General features: G+C 55.2%; 18 protein-coding genes. 14 read left to right on the top strand and 4 right to left on the bottom strand.

The window, feature by feature from the left end; genetic code table 11:
- The first annotated feature begins 50 nt into the window (after positions 1-50).
- The 8 genes from lptM (at position 51) to corA (ending at position 7,111) form a co-directional block, all read left to right on the top strand.
- The gene (gene lptM, locus OGV83_RS03830; protein WP_012131153.1) at positions 51-254 is read left to right on the top strand and encodes an LPS translocon maturation chaperone LptM; all 204 of its coding nucleotides are present in this window, start codon (positions 51-53) and stop codon (positions 252-254) included.
- Between the two features lie 36 nt (positions 255-290).
- Positions 291-1,115, top strand: a complete 825-nt coding sequence (dapF, locus tag OGV83_RS03825) for a diaminopimelate epimerase (RefSeq protein WP_024130100.1) — start codon at positions 291-293, stop codon at positions 1,113-1,115.
- Positions 1,112-1,819 carry a DUF484 domain-containing protein gene (locus OGV83_RS03820; protein ID WP_012131155.1) on the top strand — a complete coding sequence of 236 codons (708 nt, stop codon included), beginning with the start codon at positions 1,112-1,114 and terminating at the stop codon, positions 1,817-1,819. Before dapF ends, OGV83_RS03820 begins: the two co-directional genes overlap by 4 nt.
- Positions 1,816-2,718: a tyrosine recombinase XerC gene (xerC, locus tag OGV83_RS03815; RefSeq protein WP_286463172.1), complete on the top strand. Its 903-nt coding sequence runs from the start codon at positions 1,816-1,818 to the stop codon at positions 2,716-2,718. The genes OGV83_RS03820 and xerC overlap by 4 nt, the downstream gene beginning before the upstream one ends.
- Positions 2,718-3,434, top strand: a complete 717-nt coding sequence (yigB, locus tag OGV83_RS03810; protein WP_012131157.1) for a 5-amino-6-(5-phospho-D-ribitylamino)uracil phosphatase YigB — start codon at positions 2,718-2,720, stop codon at positions 3,432-3,434. The genes xerC and yigB overlap by 1 nt, the downstream gene beginning before the upstream one ends.
- Positions 3,435-3,520: 86 nt before the next feature.
- Complete coding sequence (gene uvrD, locus OGV83_RS03805) at positions 3,521-5,683, top strand: DNA helicase II (RefSeq protein ID WP_286463170.1); 2,163 nt, start codon at positions 3,521-3,523, stop codon at positions 5,681-5,683.
- Between the two features lie 266 nt (positions 5,684-5,949).
- A complete protein-coding gene (gene ysgD, locus OGV83_RS03800; RefSeq protein ID WP_213164972.1) occupies positions 5,950-6,006 on the top strand; it encodes a YsgD/CorL family protein in 57 nt (18 codons plus the stop codon).
- A gap of 154 nt (positions 6,007-6,160) precedes the next feature.
- Positions 6,161-7,111, top strand: coding sequence for a magnesium/cobalt transporter CorA (gene corA / locus OGV83_RS03795; protein WP_012131160.1), 951 nt, complete (start codon positions 6,161-6,163; stop codon positions 7,109-7,111).
- A gap of 79 nt (positions 7,112-7,190) precedes the next feature.
- Here the strand turns inward: corA and rarD are convergent, their stop codons facing one another.
- Together rarD and yigI are read right to left on the bottom strand one after the other, a co-directional pair.
- Entirely contained in the window at positions 7,191-8,084 is an 894-nt protein-coding gene (gene rarD / locus OGV83_RS03790) for an EamA family transporter RarD (protein WP_012131161.1), read from the bottom strand.
- A 43-nt stretch (positions 8,085-8,127) separates the two neighbouring features.
- Complete coding sequence (yigI, locus tag OGV83_RS03785) at positions 8,128-8,595, bottom strand: acyl-CoA thioesterase YigI (RefSeq protein ID WP_024130101.1); 468 nt, start codon at positions 8,593-8,595, stop codon at positions 8,128-8,130.
- Between the two features lie 165 nt (positions 8,596-8,760).
- Between yigI and pldA the strand changes: the two genes are divergently transcribed.
- From pldA to rhtC, 3 genes are all read left to right on the top strand, one after another.
- On the top strand, positions 8,761-9,630 hold the full coding sequence (pldA, locus tag OGV83_RS03780) for a phospholipase A (RefSeq protein WP_047459983.1): 870 nt from the start codon (positions 8,761-8,763) through the stop codon (positions 9,628-9,630).
- 90 nt (positions 9,631-9,720) lie between these two features.
- On the top strand, positions 9,721-11,550 hold the full coding sequence (gene recQ, locus OGV83_RS03775) for an ATP-dependent DNA helicase RecQ (protein ID WP_049009841.1): 1,830 nt from the start codon (positions 9,721-9,723) through the stop codon (positions 11,548-11,550).
- 63 nt (positions 11,551-11,613) lie between these two features.
- Positions 11,614-12,234, top strand: coding sequence for a threonine export protein RhtC (gene rhtC / locus OGV83_RS03770; RefSeq protein ID WP_012131165.1), 621 nt, complete (start codon positions 11,614-11,616; stop codon positions 12,232-12,234).
- 42 nt (positions 12,235-12,276) lie between these two features.
- On the opposite strand, the gene rhtB is transcribed toward rhtC, so the two are convergent.
- Entirely contained in the window at positions 12,277-12,897 is a 621-nt protein-coding gene (gene rhtB, locus OGV83_RS03765; RefSeq protein WP_286463169.1) for a homoserine/homoserine lactone efflux protein, read from the bottom strand.
- A 111-nt stretch (positions 12,898-13,008) separates the two neighbouring features.
- Between rhtB and pldB the strand changes: the two genes are divergently transcribed.
- The 3 genes from pldB to OGV83_RS03750 all read left to right on the top strand — a co-directional run bounded on the left by pldB (position 13,009) and on the right by OGV83_RS03750 (position 15,825).
- On the top strand, positions 13,009-14,001 hold the full coding sequence (gene pldB / locus OGV83_RS03760; RefSeq protein WP_012131169.1) for a lysophospholipase L2: 993 nt from the start codon (positions 13,009-13,011) through the stop codon (positions 13,999-14,001).
- Between the two features lie 43 nt (positions 14,002-14,044).
- The gene (gene yigL / locus OGV83_RS03755) at positions 14,045-14,845 is read left to right on the top strand and encodes a sugar/pyridoxal phosphate phosphatase YigL (RefSeq protein ID WP_012131170.1); all 801 of its coding nucleotides are present in this window, start codon (positions 14,045-14,047) and stop codon (positions 14,843-14,845) included.
- Between the two features lie 80 nt (positions 14,846-14,925).
- Positions 14,926-15,825, top strand: a complete 900-nt coding sequence (locus OGV83_RS03750; protein WP_115609805.1) for a carboxylate/amino acid/amine transporter — start codon at positions 14,926-14,928, stop codon at positions 15,823-15,825.
- On the opposite strand, the gene metR is transcribed toward OGV83_RS03750, so the two are convergent.
- On the bottom strand, positions 15,713-16,666 hold the full coding sequence (gene metR / locus OGV83_RS03745) for an HTH-type transcriptional regulator MetR (RefSeq protein ID WP_012131173.1): 954 nt from the start codon (positions 16,664-16,666) through the stop codon (positions 15,713-15,715). The genes OGV83_RS03750 and metR overlap by 113 nt on opposite strands.
- Positions 16,667-16,903 lie beyond the last annotated feature (237 nt).

Genomic DNA, 16,903 nt, shown 5'->3' with positions numbered 1-16,903 from the left:
TCTCCTGCGATGATAGAAAACAGAAAGCATGAACTTACAGGCAATCCATAATGAAAAATGTGTTTCAGGCACTCGCTGTACTTCTCACTCTGTTCAGCCTGACCGGCTGCGGTCTGAAAGGCCCGCTCTATTTTCCACCTGCTGACAAAAACGCGCCGCCGCCGACGCATGAGGTTGATTCGCAAATCCAATCGACGACGCCCGATCAAAACGATCGCGCTACGGGAGACGGCCCTTCTCAGGTGAACTATTGACGGTACGTTTCTGTCCCCGCGTAAATGGAGTGAATGATGCAATTCTCTAAAATGCATGGCCTTGGCAACGATTTTATGGTCGTCGACGCGGTAACGCAGAATGTCTTTTTCTCGCCGGAGTTGATCCGCCGCCTGTCAGACAGGCATCTGGGCGTGGGGTTCGACCAGCTTCTGGTTGTCGAGCCTCCTTACGATCCTGAACTGGATTTTCATTACCGCATCTTCAACGCCGATGGCAGCGAAGTGTCGCAGTGCGGTAACGGCGCCCGCTGCTTTGCGCGGTTTGTGCGTCTGAAAGGGCTGACCAATAAGCGCGATATCCGCGTCAGCACGGCCAATGGCCGGATGGTGCTGAGCGTCACTGATGATGAGCTGGTGCGGGTGAACATGGGTGAGCCAAACTTTGAACCCGCGCAGGTTCCTTTTCGCGCCAACAAAGCGGAAAAGACCTATATTATGCGAGCGGCCGAGCAGACAATATTGTGCGGCGTGGTTTCAATGGGGAACCCGCACTGCGTGATTCAGGTCGATAATATCGACACGGCGGCAGTCGAAACGCTGGGACCGGTTCTGGAAAGCCATGAGCGTTTTCCAGAACGAGCGAATATTGGGTTTATGCAGGTTGTGAAGCGCGAGCATATCCGATTACGCGTTTATGAACGTGGGGCAGGAGAAACTCAGGCCTGCGGCAGCGGCGCATGCGCCGCCGTTGCGGTGGGCATTCAGCAGGGTTTGCTGGCAGAAGAAGTACGCGTGGAATTACCTGGCGGTCGCCTTGATATCGCCTGGAAAGGCCCGGGTCATCCGTTGTATATGACTGGCCCGGCGGCACATGTCTACGACGGATTTATTCATCTATGAAGCAACCAGGGGAAGAACTACAGGAAACACAGATGGAACTGGACGACCGGGCGGTCGTCGATTATCTACTGCGTAACCCTGAGTTTTTTATCCGTAATGCGCGCGCCGTTGAGGCGATGCGCGTTCCTCATCCCGTGCGGGGTACGGTGTCGCTTGTTGAGTGGCACATGGCCCGCGCCCGGAATCATATCCATGTTCTTGAAGAGAACATGACGCTGCTAATGGAACAGGCGAATGCCAACGAAAGCCTGTTCTACCGTCTGCTGCATTTGCAGGGACGGCTGGTTTCCGCCAGTAGCCTGGATGAAATGCTGATGCGTTTTCATCGCTGGGCGCGGGAGCTGGGGCTGGCGGGCGCGACCATCCGGCTGTTTCCCGATCGCTGGCGACTCGGCGCGCCGTCGAATCATACCCATCTGGCGTTAAGCCGTCAGGCCTTTGAACCGCTGCGTATCCAGCGTCTGGGGCAGGCGCAACACTATCTTGGCCCATTGAATGGCCCGGAACTGCTGGTGGTGCTGCCTGAAGCCAAAGCGATTGGCTCGGTGGCGATGTCGATGCTGGGGCGCGATGGCGATTTGGGGGTCATACTCTTCAGTAGCCGCGATGTGCATCATTACCAGCAGGGGCAGGGGACACAGTTACTGCAAGAAATCGCCTTGATGTTGCCGGAACTGCTGGAGCGCTGGATTGAACGTGTATGACCGAATTATCGCTTTCTCAGGACGTTGCGCGCTTCTTGCGTTACCTGGGCGTAGAACGGCAACTTAGCCCCATTACGCTACTGAACTATCAGCGTCAGCTTGATGCCATTATCGCTTTAGCCGGAGAAACCGGTCTGCAAAGCTGGCAACAATGTGACGCTGCGATGGTGTGCGCTTTCGCGGTACGCAGCCGCCGTAAAGGGTTAGGGCCCGCCAGCCTGGCGTTGCGCCTCTCTGCTTTACGCAGTTTCTTTGACTGGCTGGTGAGCCAGGGTGAACTCAACGCTAATCCGGCGAAAGGCGTCTCTGCGCCGAAAGCGCCTCGTCACCTGCCGAAAAATATCGACGTGGATGATATCAACCGCCTGCTGGATATCGACCTCAACGATCCGCTTGCCGTGCGCGATCGGGCGATGCTGGAGGTGATGTACGGCGCGGGGTTGCGTTTGTCTGAACTGGTAGGGTTAGACATCAAACACCTCGATCTCGATACGGGCGAAGTGTGGGTGATGGGGAAGGGCAGCAAAGAACGGCGTCTGCCCATTGGCCGCAATGCGGTGGCGTGGATTGAGCATTGGTTGGATCTGCGCGGCCTGTTCGGCAGCGATGACGATGCGCTGTTTCTCTCGAAGCTCGGGAAACGGATCTCCGCGCGCAATGTACAAAAACGGTTTGCGGAGTGGGGCATTAAGCAAGGGCTGAACAGCCATGTCCATCCGCATAAACTGCGTCACTCGTTCGCGACCCATATGCTGGAGTCGAGCGGCGACCTGCGCGGCGTGCAGGAGCTGTTAGGCCATGCCAATTTGTCTACCACGCAAGTCTATACTCATCTTGATTTTCAACACCTGGCCTCGGTGTACGATGCGGCGCATCCACGCGCCAAACGGGGGAAATAATGCGTTTTTACCGGCCTTTGGGACACATCTCAGCACTCACGTTCGATCTGGATGACACCCTTTATGATAACCGTCCGGTTATCCTGCGCACCGAGCAGGAAGCGCTCACCTTTGTGCAAAACTACCATCCTGCGCTGCGTACATTGCAGAATGCCGATCTGTATCGCCTGCGTCAGGCGGTACGCGAAGCAGAGCCGGAAATTTATCATGATGTGACGCGATGGCGTCATCGCGCCGTGGAGCGCGCCATGCTGGAAGCGGGCCTGTCAGCGGAAGAGGCAATGGCGGGGGCGAACGCCGCGATGATCAATTTCGCAAAGTGGCGCAGCCGTATCGATGTTCCGCAAGTGACGCATGACACGCTGAAGCGGCTTGCAAAAAAATGGCCGCTGGTGGCCATTACTAACGGCAATGCGCAGCCGGAACTGTTTGGGCTGGGCGATTACTTCGAATTTGTGCTGCGCGCAGGCCCGGACGGGCGCTCTAAACCGTTCAGCGACATGTACTCTCTGGCGGCGGAGAAGCTCAACATGCCGATCGGCGAGATCCTCCACGTCGGCGACGATCTGACGACCGATGTCGCCGGGGCGATCCGCTGTGGAATGCAGGCCTGCTGGATCAAACCAGAAAATGCCGACCTGATGCAGACCACTGACAGCCGTTTACTGCCGCATATCGAAATTTCACGGTTGGCATCTTTGACCTCGCTGATATAATCACCAGCAGTATTGTATATATACCCAGCTTTTTGGCGGATGGCGCTGCGCTTATCCGCCCAACACACTTTTACGCGGCGGTGCCAATGGACGTTTCTTACCTGCTCGAAAGCCTTAATGATAAACAGCGCGAAGCGGTGGCTGCGCCACGTAGCAACATGCTGGTGCTGGCGGGAGCGGGGAGCGGCAAAACCCGCGTGCTGGTGCACCGTATTGCCTGGCTGTTGAGCGTAGAGAATAATTCACCCTATTCCATTATGGCCGTTACCTTCACCAATAAGGCGGCGGCGGAAATGCGCCACCGTATCGGTCAGTTAATGGGAACCACGCAGGGCGGGATGTGGGTCGGCACCTTCCACGGTCTGGCGCACCGTCTGCTGCGCGCGCACCATATGGACGCCAACCTGCCGCAGGATTTCCAGATCCTCGACAGCGAAGATCAGCTGCGCCTGCTCAAGCGCCTTATTAAAGCGATGAACCTTGACGAGAAGCAGTGGCCGCCGCGCCAGGCGATGTGGTACATCAACAGCCAGAAAGACGAAGGGCTGCGTCCGCACCATATTCAGAGCTACGGCAACCCGGTGGAGCAGACCTGGCAGAAGGTTTACCAGGCTTATCAGGAAGCGTGCGATCGCGCAGGGCTGGTGGACTTTGCCGAACTGCTGCTGCGCGCGCATGAACTGTGGCTCAACAAGCCGCATATCCTTCAGCACTACCGCGAACGTTTTACCAATATCCTGGTGGACGAATTCCAGGATACCAACAACATCCAGTACGCGTGGATCCGTCTGCTGGCAGGCGATACTGGCAAAGTGATGATCGTCGGCGATGATGACCAGTCTATTTACGGCTGGCGCGGGGCGCAGGTGGAGAACATCCAGCGTTTCCTCAAGGATTTCCTGGGCGCGGAAACCATTCGTCTGGAGCAGAATTACCGCTCGACCAGCAACATCCTCAGCGCGGCGAACACCCTGATTGAAAACAACAATGGCCGTCTGGGGAAAAAGCTGTGGACCGATGGCATTGATGGCGAACCGATTTCACTCTATTGCGCGTTTAATGAGCTGGATGAAGCGCGTTTTGTCGTTAACCGCATCAAAACCTGGCAGGACAACGGCGGGGCGCTGGAACAGTGCGCGATTCTCTATCGCAGCAACGCCCAGTCGCGCGTGCTGGAAGAGGCGCTGTTGCAGGCCAGTATGCCGTACCGTATTTATGGCGGTATGCGCTTCTTCGAACGTCAGGAAATTAAAGATGCGCTCTCCTATCTGCGCCTGATCGCCAATCGTAATGATGATGCGGCGTTTGAGCGCGTGGTGAACACCCCGACGCGCGGTATTGGCGATCGCACGCTGGACGTTGTGCGCCAGACCTCGCGCGACCGTCAGTTAACCTTGTGGCAGGCGTGCCGCGAGCTGTTGCAGGAGAAAGCGCTGGCTGGCCGCGCCGCAAGCGCCCTGCAACGCTTTATCGAGCTAATTGACGCGCTGGCGCAGGAAACGGCAGATATGCCGCTGCATGTTCAGACCGATCGGGTGATTAAAGACTCGGGTCTGCGCATGATGTACGAGCAGGAAAAAGGCGAGAAAGGCCAGACGCGTATTGAGAACTTAGAAGAACTGGTGACGGCGACGCGCCAGTTCAGCTACAACGAAGAAGATGAAGACCTGATGCCGTTGCAGGCGTTTCTCTCTCACGCCGCGCTGGAAGCGGGCGAAGGGCAGGCGGATACGTGGCAGGATGCGGTTCAACTGATGACCTTGCACTCGGCGAAAGGGCTGGAGTTTCCGCAGGTGTTCATCGTCGGCATGGAAGAGGGGATGTTCCCCAGCCAGATGTCGCTGGATGAAGGCGGGCGTCTTGAAGAAGAGCGTCGCCTGGCCTATGTCGGCGTAACCCGCGCGATGCAGAAGCTGACGTTGACCTATGCGGAAACCCGCCGTCTGTATGGCAAAGAGGTCTACCACCGCCCGTCGCGCTTTATCGGCGAATTGCCGGAAGACTGCGTGGAAGAAGTGCGGCTGCGCGCCACGGTCAGCCGTCCGGTGAGTCACCAGCGGATGGGAACCCCGATGGCGGAAAACGACACCGGGTACAAGCTGGGACAGCGCGTGCGTCACCCGAAATTCGGTGAAGGCACGATCGTTAATCTGGAAGGCAGTGGCGAGCACAGCCGGTTACAGGTCGCATTCCAGGGGCAGGGGATCAAATGGCTGGTAGCGGCCTACGCCAGACTGGAAACGGTTTAATCGGTTTGGCTTTGCCGGATGGCGACGCTGGTGCGTTTTATCCGGCCTACAGACCGGGTAACATTTTGATTTGTAGGCCGGATAAGGCGAAGCCGCCATCCGGCTATCTGTCGGTTAATATTCTGAATATCATAGATAAATAACTCCCCTCTGCTAACATTTTTGCATAAGGGGAAATTATTACTTTTTCGCGTTTCGTTGCGTGTTGACGTCAAATTTTTGCTGGCGTAACATGCGCGCACGATTACGCTAAGAGGACATTCGCCTTGGACACACCCAGTAGATGCTGGCTCATTATCCTGTCATTCAGGATCAACTCCTAAGGCTATCCCTTTTTGCTGATAGCCTTAGCGGTTGTCAGCGACCTTCTCTTTTTCCCGTCGCGCTGAGTCAGGCTGTTTAATGGTCTGAAACCCAATTTGTTTCTGTGTGCCCACCCGAACTGTCCGATATTTTTAAGCATTGGGAGTCCCGGTCATGCTGAGCGCATTTCAACTGGAAAATAATCGACTGACCCGGCTGGAAGTCGAAGAGTCACAAACCCTGATTGATGCCGTATGGGTCGATTTGGTCGAACCGGACGACGACGAGCGACTGCGCGTACAATCTGAACTGGGCCAAAGCCTGGCGACACGTCCTGAACTGGAAGACATCGAAGCATCCGCGCGTTTCTTTGAAGACGAAGACGGGCTGCACATCCACTCCTTTTTCTTTTTCGAAGATGCGGAAGACCACGCCGGTAACTCCACGGTGGCATTCACCATTCGCGATGGCCGCCTGTTTACGCTGCGTGAACGCGAACTGCCCGCTTTCCGTTTGTACCGTATGCGCGCCCGTAACCAGGCGATGGTGGACGGCAATGCCTATGAATTACTGCTCGACCTGTTTGAAACCAAAATCGAACAGCTGGCGGATGAAATTGAAAACATCTACAGCGATCTGGAAGAACTGAGCCGAGTGATCATGGAAGGGCATCAGGGCGATGAATATGACGAAGCGCTCTCCACGCTGGCGGAACTGGAAGATATCGGCTGGAAAGTTCGCTTATGTCTGATGGATACCCAGCGCGCGCTCAACTTCCTGGTGCGCAAGGCGCGTCTTCCGGGGGGGCAACTGGAGCAGGCGCGTGAGATCCTGCGCGATATCGAGTCCCTGCTGCCGCACAACGAATCCCTGTTCCAGAAGGTGAACTTCCTGATGCAGGCGGCGATGGGCTTCATCAACATCGAGCAGAACCGCATTATCAAGATCTTCTCGGTGGTATCTGTAGTGTTCCTGCCGCCGACGCTGGTGGCGTCCAGCTATGGGATGAACTTTGAGTTTATGCCGGAGCTGAAGTGGAGCTTTGGTTACCCTGGCGCGATTATCTTTATGATCCTTGCGGGTCTGGCGCCGTATTTGTACTTCAAGCGTAAGAACTGGCTGTAATATTGCGCCCGGTGGCGCGTCGCTTACCGGGCCTACCGATCCCGTAGGCCGGATAAGCGTAGCGCCATCCGGCACGCTTTTATCCTCGAACTTTGCGTCTTTGTGTATAAATCGCATCCATCACAAAAATCGCCAGCGCCACCCAAATAAAGGCGAACGTCACCATCTTATCGGCGCCCGGTATTTCTCCATAGAACGTCACGGCCAGCAGGAACATCAGGGTTGGGCCAATGTACTGGAAAAAACCCAGCGTGGAGAGGCGCAGGCGCGTCGCCGCCCCGGTAAAGCACAGCAGCGGTACCGTGGTGACGATACCTGCCGCAATCAGCAACAGATTCAGCGACAGCGGATTCTGCCCCATATGGCTGGTTGGGCTATCCGCGATGCCAAACAGATAAATCGCGGCGACCGGCAATAGCCACAGCGTTTCGATCAGCATCCCCGTTTGTGCTTCAACCGCAATCTTCTTACGTACCAGGCCGTAAAACGCAAAGCTAAACGCCAGCCCCAGTGCGATGATCGGCAGAGAGCCGAAGGTCCAGAGCTGCACCAGTACGCCGCAGGCCGCCAGAATCACCGCCAGCCACTGCATACGACGGAAGCGCTCGCCGAGGAACAGCATTCCCAGCAGAATGTTAACCAGCGGGTTAATAAAATACCCGAGGCTGGCTTCCAGCATATGGTGGTTATTGACCGCCCAGATAAAGAGCAGCCAGTTTCCACCGATCAGCACGGCTGACAGCGCCAGCATGAAAATTTTCTTCGGCGTTTGCAGCAGTGTTTTAACGCCAGACCACTGGCGGCTGATGCTCATTAGCGCGATCATAAAGAAAAATGACCAGATCACGCGGTGCGTCAGGATCTCGTCTGCGGGCACGTAGTAAATCAGTTTGAAGTACGCGGGTGCGATGCCCCAAATAAAATAGGCGGCAAGAGCGAGTAACACGCCCTGCCGCGTTTGCTTAGCATCCATCGGGAAAACTCATATCAGAAATGTAACAACAGTTTACCTGTTTTTATCCCACCATATAAGTTGCGGTCGCACTGGCAATGTAAAGCTGTTCTTCGTTGTGCAGTTCCACACGCGCCACAGCGACTTTATTGCCCGCGCGCAACAGGCTGCTGGTGGCGGTGAAGCGGTTGCCTCTGCCCGGGCGCAGGTAGTCAACGCGCAGATCGATAGTTCCCATACGCGACATGCGCTGGCGTAGCTCGTCTTCGCTGATGGTCTCATGGCGGGTCAGCGTGCTGCCCACGCACACCAGTCCGGCGGCGACGTCCAGCGCGGAGGCGATCACCCCACCGTGTAAAATACTTTGCGCCCAGTTGCCTACCATCATCGGCTGATTGTTAAAGGCCAGTTGGGCAAACTCCTTTTCATAGCGTTCCAGCTCCAGTCCTAATGCCCGGTTAAAAGGCATATGGTAAACAAACATCTCGCCCACCAGTTTCAGGGCCTGCTCAGCGGTAAGTACGGAAGACATACGATCCAGACACTCCATTGGTTAATGAAATGTTGATATTATGCTTCTTATTTGTTGTTTTCTACTTTAAGAGAGGATAACTAAACAGGGATTAAGTAAGTATGTAGAATGGCTGGCAGATAATTATACCATTCAACACTTATTGCGTTCAGGAGAACACGACCGATGCGGGCGATTTTGGGTTGGTTATTACCAGCAGCAATGATGCCATTGGCTGTATATGCGCAGGAAGCGACAGTGAAAGAAATTCATGACGCGCCTGCGGTACAGGGCAGTATTATCGCAAACATGTTGCAGGTGCATGATAATCCCTTCACGCTTTATCCTTATGATACGAACTACCTGATCTACACCAATACCAGCGATCTGAACAAAGAAGCGATCAGCTCTTATAACTGGTCTGAAAACGCGCGCAAAGACGAAGTGAAGTTTCAGCTGAGCCTGGCCTTCCCGTTCTGGCGTGGGATTGTTGGGCCAAACTCGGTGCTGGGGGCGTCGTACACGCAGAAATCTTGGTGGCAGTTGTCCAACAGCGAAGAGTCCTCGCCGTTTCGTGAGACTAACTACGAACCGCAGTTGTTCCTCGGCTTTGCCACGGATTACCACTTTGCAGGCTGGACGCTGCGTGATGTGGAGATGGGGTATAACCATAACTCCAACGGGCGTTCCGATCCGACTTCGCGGAGCTGGAACCGCCTGTATACGCGTCTGATGGCGCAAAACGGTAACTGGCTGATGGAAGTGAAACCGTGGTACGTCGTTGGCGGCACCGGCGATAACCCCGATATCACTAAATATATGGGCTACTATCAGCTTAAAATCGGCTATCACCTGGGAGATGCGGTGCTGAGTGCGAAGGGCCAGTACAACTGGAATACCGGTTACGGCGGGGCGGAAGTGGGGTTAAGTTACCCGATGACGAAACATGTGCGTCTCTATACCCAGGTATACAGCGGCTATGGCGAATCGTTAATCGACTATAACTTTAATCAGACGCGTGTCGGCGTGGGTGTTATGCTGAATGACATATTCTGATCTGCGCAATGATTGTGTTTAAAACATTGCAGTTTCTTTCGCAGGCGCTGAAAATAGCGCCTGTTTTTATTTCAGGCAAACGGGGTTAATGTGGCGCAGGCGGAAGTGTTGAATCTGGAATTGGGGGCTAAACAGGTTTTACAGGAAACCTTTGGCTACCAACAGTTTCGCCCAGGCCAGGAAGAGATCATTGAGACGGTCGTCTCGGGTCGTGATTGCCTGGTTGTCATGCCGACCGGCGGCGGCAAATCCCTGTGTTACCAGATTCCAGCCTTACTGCTTAACGGACTTACCGTTGTCGTTTCGCCGCTTATCTCCCTGATGAAAGATCAGGTCGACCAGTTGCTGGCAAACGGCGTGGCGGCGGCGTGCCTGAACTCGACGCAGAGCCGTGAACAGCAGCATGAGGTGATGGCCGGTTGCCGAACCGGGCTGGTTCGCCTGCTGTATATTGCGCCGGAGCGCCTGATGCTGGATAACTTCCTTGAGCATCTGGCACACTGGAATCCGGTCTTACTGGCCGTCGATGAAGCGCACTGTATCTCGCAGTGGGGGCATGACTTCCGCCCGGAATACGCCGCGCTCGGTCAGCTCCGCCAGCGTTTTCCTTCCCTGCCGTTTATGGCGTTGACCGCCACCGCAGATGACACCACCCGACTGGATATTGTTCGCCTGCTGGGGCTGAACGATCCGTTAATCCAGATCAGCAGCTTTGACCGTCCGAACATCCGCTACATGCTGATGGAGAAATTTAAGCCGCTCGATCAACTGATGCGCTATGTGCAGGAACAGCGCGGCAAGTCCGGTATCATCTACTGTAACAGCCGGGCGAAGGTGGAGGACACCGCCGCACGTCTGCAAAGTCGCGGCATCAGCGCGGCGGCGTATCATGCCGGTCTGGAAAATAACGTGCGCGCCGATGTGCAGGAGAAGTTCCAGCGCGACGATCTGCAAATCGTCGTGGCGACCGTCGCATTTGGTATGGGCATTAACAAACCTAACGTGCGTTTTGTGGTGCATTTTGATATTCCCCGCAACATTGAATCCTACTATCAGGAAACCGGCCGCGCCGGGCGTGACGGCCTGCCCGCAGAGGCGATGCTGTTCTACGATCCGGCTGATATGGCGTGGCTGCGCCGCTGTCTGGAGGAGAAACCCGCCGGGCAGCTACAGGATATTGAACGGCATAAACTGAACGCGATGGGGGCGTTTGCCGAAGCGCAGACCTGTCGTCGTCTGGTGCTGCTGAACTACTTTGGCGAAGGGCGGCAGGAACCCTGCGGCAACTGCGATATTTGCCTCGACCCGCCAAAACAGTACGACGGCCTGATGGATGCGCGTAAAGCCCTGTCGACGATTTATCGCGTTAATCAGCGTTTTGGTATGGGCTATGTGGTGGAAGTATTGCGCGGCGCGAACAATCAGCGTATCCGCGATTTAGCTCATGACAAATTGCCGGTGTACGGCATTGGTCGCGATCAGAGCCATGAGCACTGGGTCAGCGTGATTCGTCAGCTTATTCATCTGGGTATGGTTACGCAGAATATTGCCCAACATTCGGCGTTGCAGTTAACCGAAGCGGCGCGTCCGGTGCTGCGTGGCGAAGTGCCGTTGCAGCTTGCCGTGCCGCGTATCGTCGCGTTGAAGCCGCGAGTGATGCAGAAATCTTTCGGCGGCAATTACGATCGCAAACTGTTCGCCAAACTGCGCAAATTGCGTAAGGCCATTGCCGATGAAGAGAATATCCCGCCGTATGTCGTCTTTAACGATGCGACGCTGATTGAAATGGCCGAACAGATGCCGGTTTCGCCGAGTGAAATGCTGAGCGTTAACGGCGTCGGCATGCGCAAGCTGGAGCGTTTCGGTAAAGAGTTTATGGCGCTGATCCGCGCGCATGTCGATGGTGACGACGAAGAGTAGTCAGCCAGGTAAAAAAGTGCCAGGATGGTGACTCGGTAAACTATTCCCCCGCGAGTCATTTTTATGTTGATGCTATTTCTCACCGTAGCGATGGTGCATATCGTTGCGTTAATGAGTCCTGGACCGGACTTTTTCTTTGTCTCTCAAACCGCCGTGAGCCGCTCACGCAAGGAAGCGATGATGGGCGTGCTGGGTATTACCTGCGGCGTCATGGTTTGGGCGGGCGTTGCGTTGCTCGGCCTGCATCTGATTATCGAGAAAATGGCCTGGCTGCATACCATCATTATGGTGGGTGGTGGTTTGTACCTGTGCTGGATGGGCTATCAGATGCTGCGTGGCGCGCTAAAAAAACAGGACGTCGCCGCGCCTGCGCCGCAGATTGAACTGGCGCAAAGCGGTCGTAGCTTTGTGAAAGGTTTGCTGACGAACCTGGCGAACCCGAAAGCGATCATCTATTTCGGATCGGTCTTTTCACTGTTCGTTGGCGATAACGTCGGCGTAGCCGCGCGCTGGGGTATTTTCGCGTTGATTATCGTGGAAACGCTGGCCTGGTTTACCGTGGTCGCCAGCCTGTTCGCGCTACCGAAAATGCGTCGCGGTTATCAGCGTCTGGCGAAGTGGATCGACGGTTTTGCCGGTGCGTTGTTTGCCGGTTTCGGCATTCACCTGATTATTTCGCGTTAATTATCGTAGGCCGGATAAGCGTTAGCGCCATCCGGCAATTTCTCAGGCATGCCTTGCGGACGCCAGCAGCGCACCCACCAGCATAAACAGCGAACCAAATACCTTATTCAACGCCTTCATTTGCTTCGGCCCTTTAATCCAGCCTGCGATACGTGTCGCCAGCGTCGCGTAACCGATCATCACAATGATATCAACGACAATGGTTGTGATGCCGAGCACGACGTACTGCATCAGCTGCGGCTCCTGCGGCTTGATAAACTGCGGAAATAGCGCGGCGAGAAAAACAATGCTCTTTGGGTTGGTCAGGTTTACAAATACCGAGCGTCTGAACAGACGGCTTCGGGACTGCGCGTGCACCAGCGTGTTGAGATCGATAGCGCCTGCGGCACGCCATTGCTGGATACCCAGCCAGATCAGATAAGCGGCACCCGCCCATTTCAGGATTTCGAATGCGACGACGGAACGTGAAAACAGCGTCCCCAGGCCCACGCCAACCAGTACGATGTGAATGCCAAGCCCGGTCTGCAAACCCGCAATAGACGCCGTTGCGCCGCGATAGCCGTGGCTGATTGCCGTGGTCATGGTATTGATGGCGCCGGAGCCGGGAGAAAGGCTCAAAATAATGGATGTCAGCAGATAAGCGAACCACCATTCGAAGGTCATGAGGAACTCCCTGATTGTCTGTTTTTATGCCACAATACCCTACTGTCGCTGTATTGTGTCAGGCATCATAAAGAAAACGATTTTTACCTGGTAAACGAGGCTGGATACCCGATGTTTCAGCAGCAAAAGGACTGGGAAACGAGAGAAAACGCGTTCGCTGCTTTTTCTATGGGGCCACTGACAGATTTCTGGCGTCAGCGGGAAGAAGCAGAATTCACGGGCGTGGACGACGTTCCCGTACACTTTGTCCGCTTTCACGCACAGAAAAACGATCGTGTCATCGTCATCTGTCCAGGTCGTATTGAAAGCTACGTAAAGTATGCCGAACTGGCGTATGACCTGTTCCATCTTGGTTTTGATGTCCTCATCATTGACCACCGCGGGCAAGGGCGCTCCGGGCGTTTGCTGTCGGATACGCACCGTGGTCATGTGGTCAATTTTAACGATTATGTCGATGACTTAACCGCATTCTGGCAGCAGGAAGTGCAATCGGGGCCGTGGCGGAAACGCTATATTCTGGCGCACTCTATGGGGGGCGCTATCGCCACGCTGTTCCTGCAACGCAACGCCGTCCAGTGTGATGCCATCGCGCTTTGCGCGCCGATGTTTGGTATCGTGATGCGCTTACCGGAATGGATGGTGCGCCACATTCTTGACTGGGCCGAGGGGCATCAGCGAATCCGTGAAGGGTATGCCATTGGCACCGGGCGCTGGCGAGCGCTGCCCTTTAGTATGAATGTGCTAACGCACAGTCGGCAGCGCTATCGGCGCAATTTACGTTTCTATGCCGATGAACCCCGGCTGCGCGTCGGGGGGCCGACTTACCACTGGGTGCGTGAAGGTATTCTGGCCGGTGAGCAGGCTCTGGCGGGGGCGGGTGATGACGCAACCCCTGTGCTACTCGTTCAGGCTGAAGAAGAGCGTGTGGTGGATAACCGCGCGCATGACCGTTTTTGTGAAATCCGCGCCGCAGCGGGCCATCCCGTAGAGGGGGAGCGACCGCTTGTCATAAAAGGCGCGTACCATGAGATCCTTTTTGAAAAGGACGCAATGCGCTCAGTCGCGCTTAACGCCATTGTCGAATTTTTCGACAGGCATAACTAATTCATCCAGCGGAAACCGCTTTGCCTTGAGGTTTAATTTTCTTATGTATCAGGTTGTTGCGTCTGATTTAGATGGTACGCTGCTCTCTCCCGATCACACGTTGTCCCCTTACGCGAAAGAGACGCTGAAATTATTGACCGCCTGTGGCGTGAATTTTGTGTTCGCGACTGGCCGCCACCACGTCGATGTGGGGCAAATCCGCGATAATCTTGAGATTAAGTCTTACATGATTACCTCCAACGGCGCGCGCGTGCATGACACCGACGGGAACCTGGTGTTCACCCACAACCTTGACCGCGACATCGCCAGCGATCTGTTTGGCGTAGTGAATGCAAGCCCGGATATCGTGACTAACGTCTATCGCGATGATGAGTGGTTTATGAACCGCCACCGCCCGGATGAAATGCGTTTCTTCAAAGAAGCGGTATTTCACTATTCGCTGTTCGAACCGGCGATGCTGGAGCCTGAAGGGGTCAGCAAAGTGTTCTTCACCAGCGATGCGCATGAAAAACTACTGCCGCTGGAGCAGGCGATTAACGCACGCTGGGGCGATCGTGTGAACGTCAGCTTCTCTACGCTGACCTGTCTGGAAGTGATGGCGGGAGGCGTGTCGAAAGGGCATGCTCTGGAAGCCGTCTCGAAAGCGATGGGCTACAAATTGCAGGATTGCATTGCGTTTGGCGATGGCATGAACGACGCGGAAATGCTCTCGATGGCGGGGAAAGGCTGCATTATGGGCAATGCCCATCAGCGCCTGAAAGATCTGCATCCGGGCCTGGAAATCATTGGCATCAATGCCGACGATGCCGTACCGCATTATCTGCGTAAGCTCTTTTTGCGGTAATGCGATTGCTCTTTAGTTGACCAGTTGTCAACTAAACTCTCCGCTACAATGGGTGCCCCTTATTCAAAGAGACATCCATTGTGGCGCTACTCATCATTACCACTATCCTGTGGGCCTTCTCCTTTAGCCTGTTCGGCGAGTATCTCGCGGGTCATGTTGATAGCTATTTTGCGGTGCTGGTGCGTGTTGGGCTGGCAGCGCTGGTGTTTCTCCCGTTTCTGCGTACCCGTGGGCATAGCGTAAAAACCATTGGCCTGTATATGCTGGTGGGGGCGATGCAGCTTGGCATTATGTATATGTTGAGTTTCCGCGCCTATCTCTATCTGACGGTCTCCGAACTGCTGCTGTTTACCGTCCTCACGCCGCTTTATATCACGCTGATTTATGATTTGATGAGCAAGCGTCGCCTGCGCTGGGGTTATGCCTTCAGCGCGTTGCTGGCGGTCATCGGCGCTGGGATTATTCGTTACGACCAGGTTACCGATCATTTCTGGACGGGGTTACTGCTGGTACAGCTTTCCAATATCAGTTTTGCCATCGGGATGGTGGGCTACAAGCGTCTGATGGAAACCCGGCCTATGCCGCAGCATAACGCGTTCGCCTGGTTTTACGTCGGGGCGTTTCTGGTGGCCATTGTCGCCTGGTCTATGCTGGGGAACGCGCAGAATATGCCGGAAACGACGCTACAGTGGAGCATTCTGATCTTCCTGGGCGTGGCGGCGTCGGGCATCGGCTACTTCATGTGGAACTATGGCGCGACCCAGGTGGATGCCGGTACGTTAGGCATAATGAACAATATGCATGTGCCTGCGGGACTGTTGGTTAATCTGGCGATCTGGCATCAACAGCCCCACTGGCCGAGTTTTATTACAGGCGCGCTTGTGATACTGGCTTCCCTGTGGGTACATCGGAAGTGGGTCGCTCCGCGCTCCGTACAAACGGCAGATGGTCGCATGCGTGGTTCCGCGCCGAGCGAATAAACGCTTCAGTCACCGCCTGACGCTGCTCGCCATCGCGCACCGCAGCGTAGAGGCGGCTCCATAAACCGTCGCCCAGGGTTTTGGTAACGACCAGCCCCTGGCGTTCGAAACTCTCCACTACCCAGTGCGGCAGGGCGGCAATGCCCATTCTGGCGGCGACCATCTGAATCAGCAGTAGGGTGTTATCCACGTTTTTCAGTGACGGGCTGATGCCGGCGGGTTGCAGGAAATGCCGCCAGACATCCAGTCGGCTGCGCTGTACCGGATAGATCAACAGCGTCTCACTGGCTAAATCTTCCGGCGTAATCTGCGTCTTACTGGCCAGCGGATGATCGGGCGCCAGCACCAGTCGTACTTCAAAATCGAACATCGGCGAATAGTGCAGCCCGCTGCGCGGCAGGATGTCTGATGTCATCACCAGATCCAGCTCCCCCTGTTGCAACGCGGGCTGGGGATCAAACGTCACGCCGGATTTGAAATCCATCTCAACCTGCGGCCACCTGGCGTGGAAGTTTTCCAGCGCCGGGGTCAGCCACTGAATACAGCTATGGCATTCAATCGCAATGCGTAATCGGGTCTGCTGTGGTTCGTTACAGGCCTGTAGGGCGCGGCTAATCTGCGGCAGTACCTGGTTTGCCAGTTGCAGGAGAATTTCCCCCTGTGGCGTAAAACGCAGCGGCTGACTCTTACGGACAAATAACCGGAAGCCAAGGCGCTGTTCCAGATCGCTGAACTGGTGAGACAAGGCGGATTGGGTCTGGTGCAGCGTAGCCGCCGCAGCCGCCAACGAACCGCTATTCCGCAACGCCTGGAGCGTTTTCAGGTGTTTAATCTCGATCATGAAAGTCCTTCACTTCGGCATGAGTAAATTGCGCTTGAGGAATATACAGTACCTGCCAATTATAGATGTGTAAACATCTGGACGTCTAAAACTCGTCATATTTCGACTTGCAGATGCGTTGGCTTCCTCGCTTACCCCAGTCACTTACTTCAGTAAGCTCCTGGGGATGCGCATCGTTGCCGCCTTCCTGCAAGCCGAACTATTTAGAGTTTTTTATTCAGATTCAATGAAATAAGA

This window comes from Citrobacter sp. CK189, from assembly GCF_030333505.1.
GTDB classification, from domain to species: Bacteria; Pseudomonadota; Gammaproteobacteria; order Enterobacterales; family Enterobacteriaceae; genus Citrobacter_B; species Citrobacter_B koseri.
This window is presented reverse-complemented; position numbering and strand designations above follow the sequence as displayed.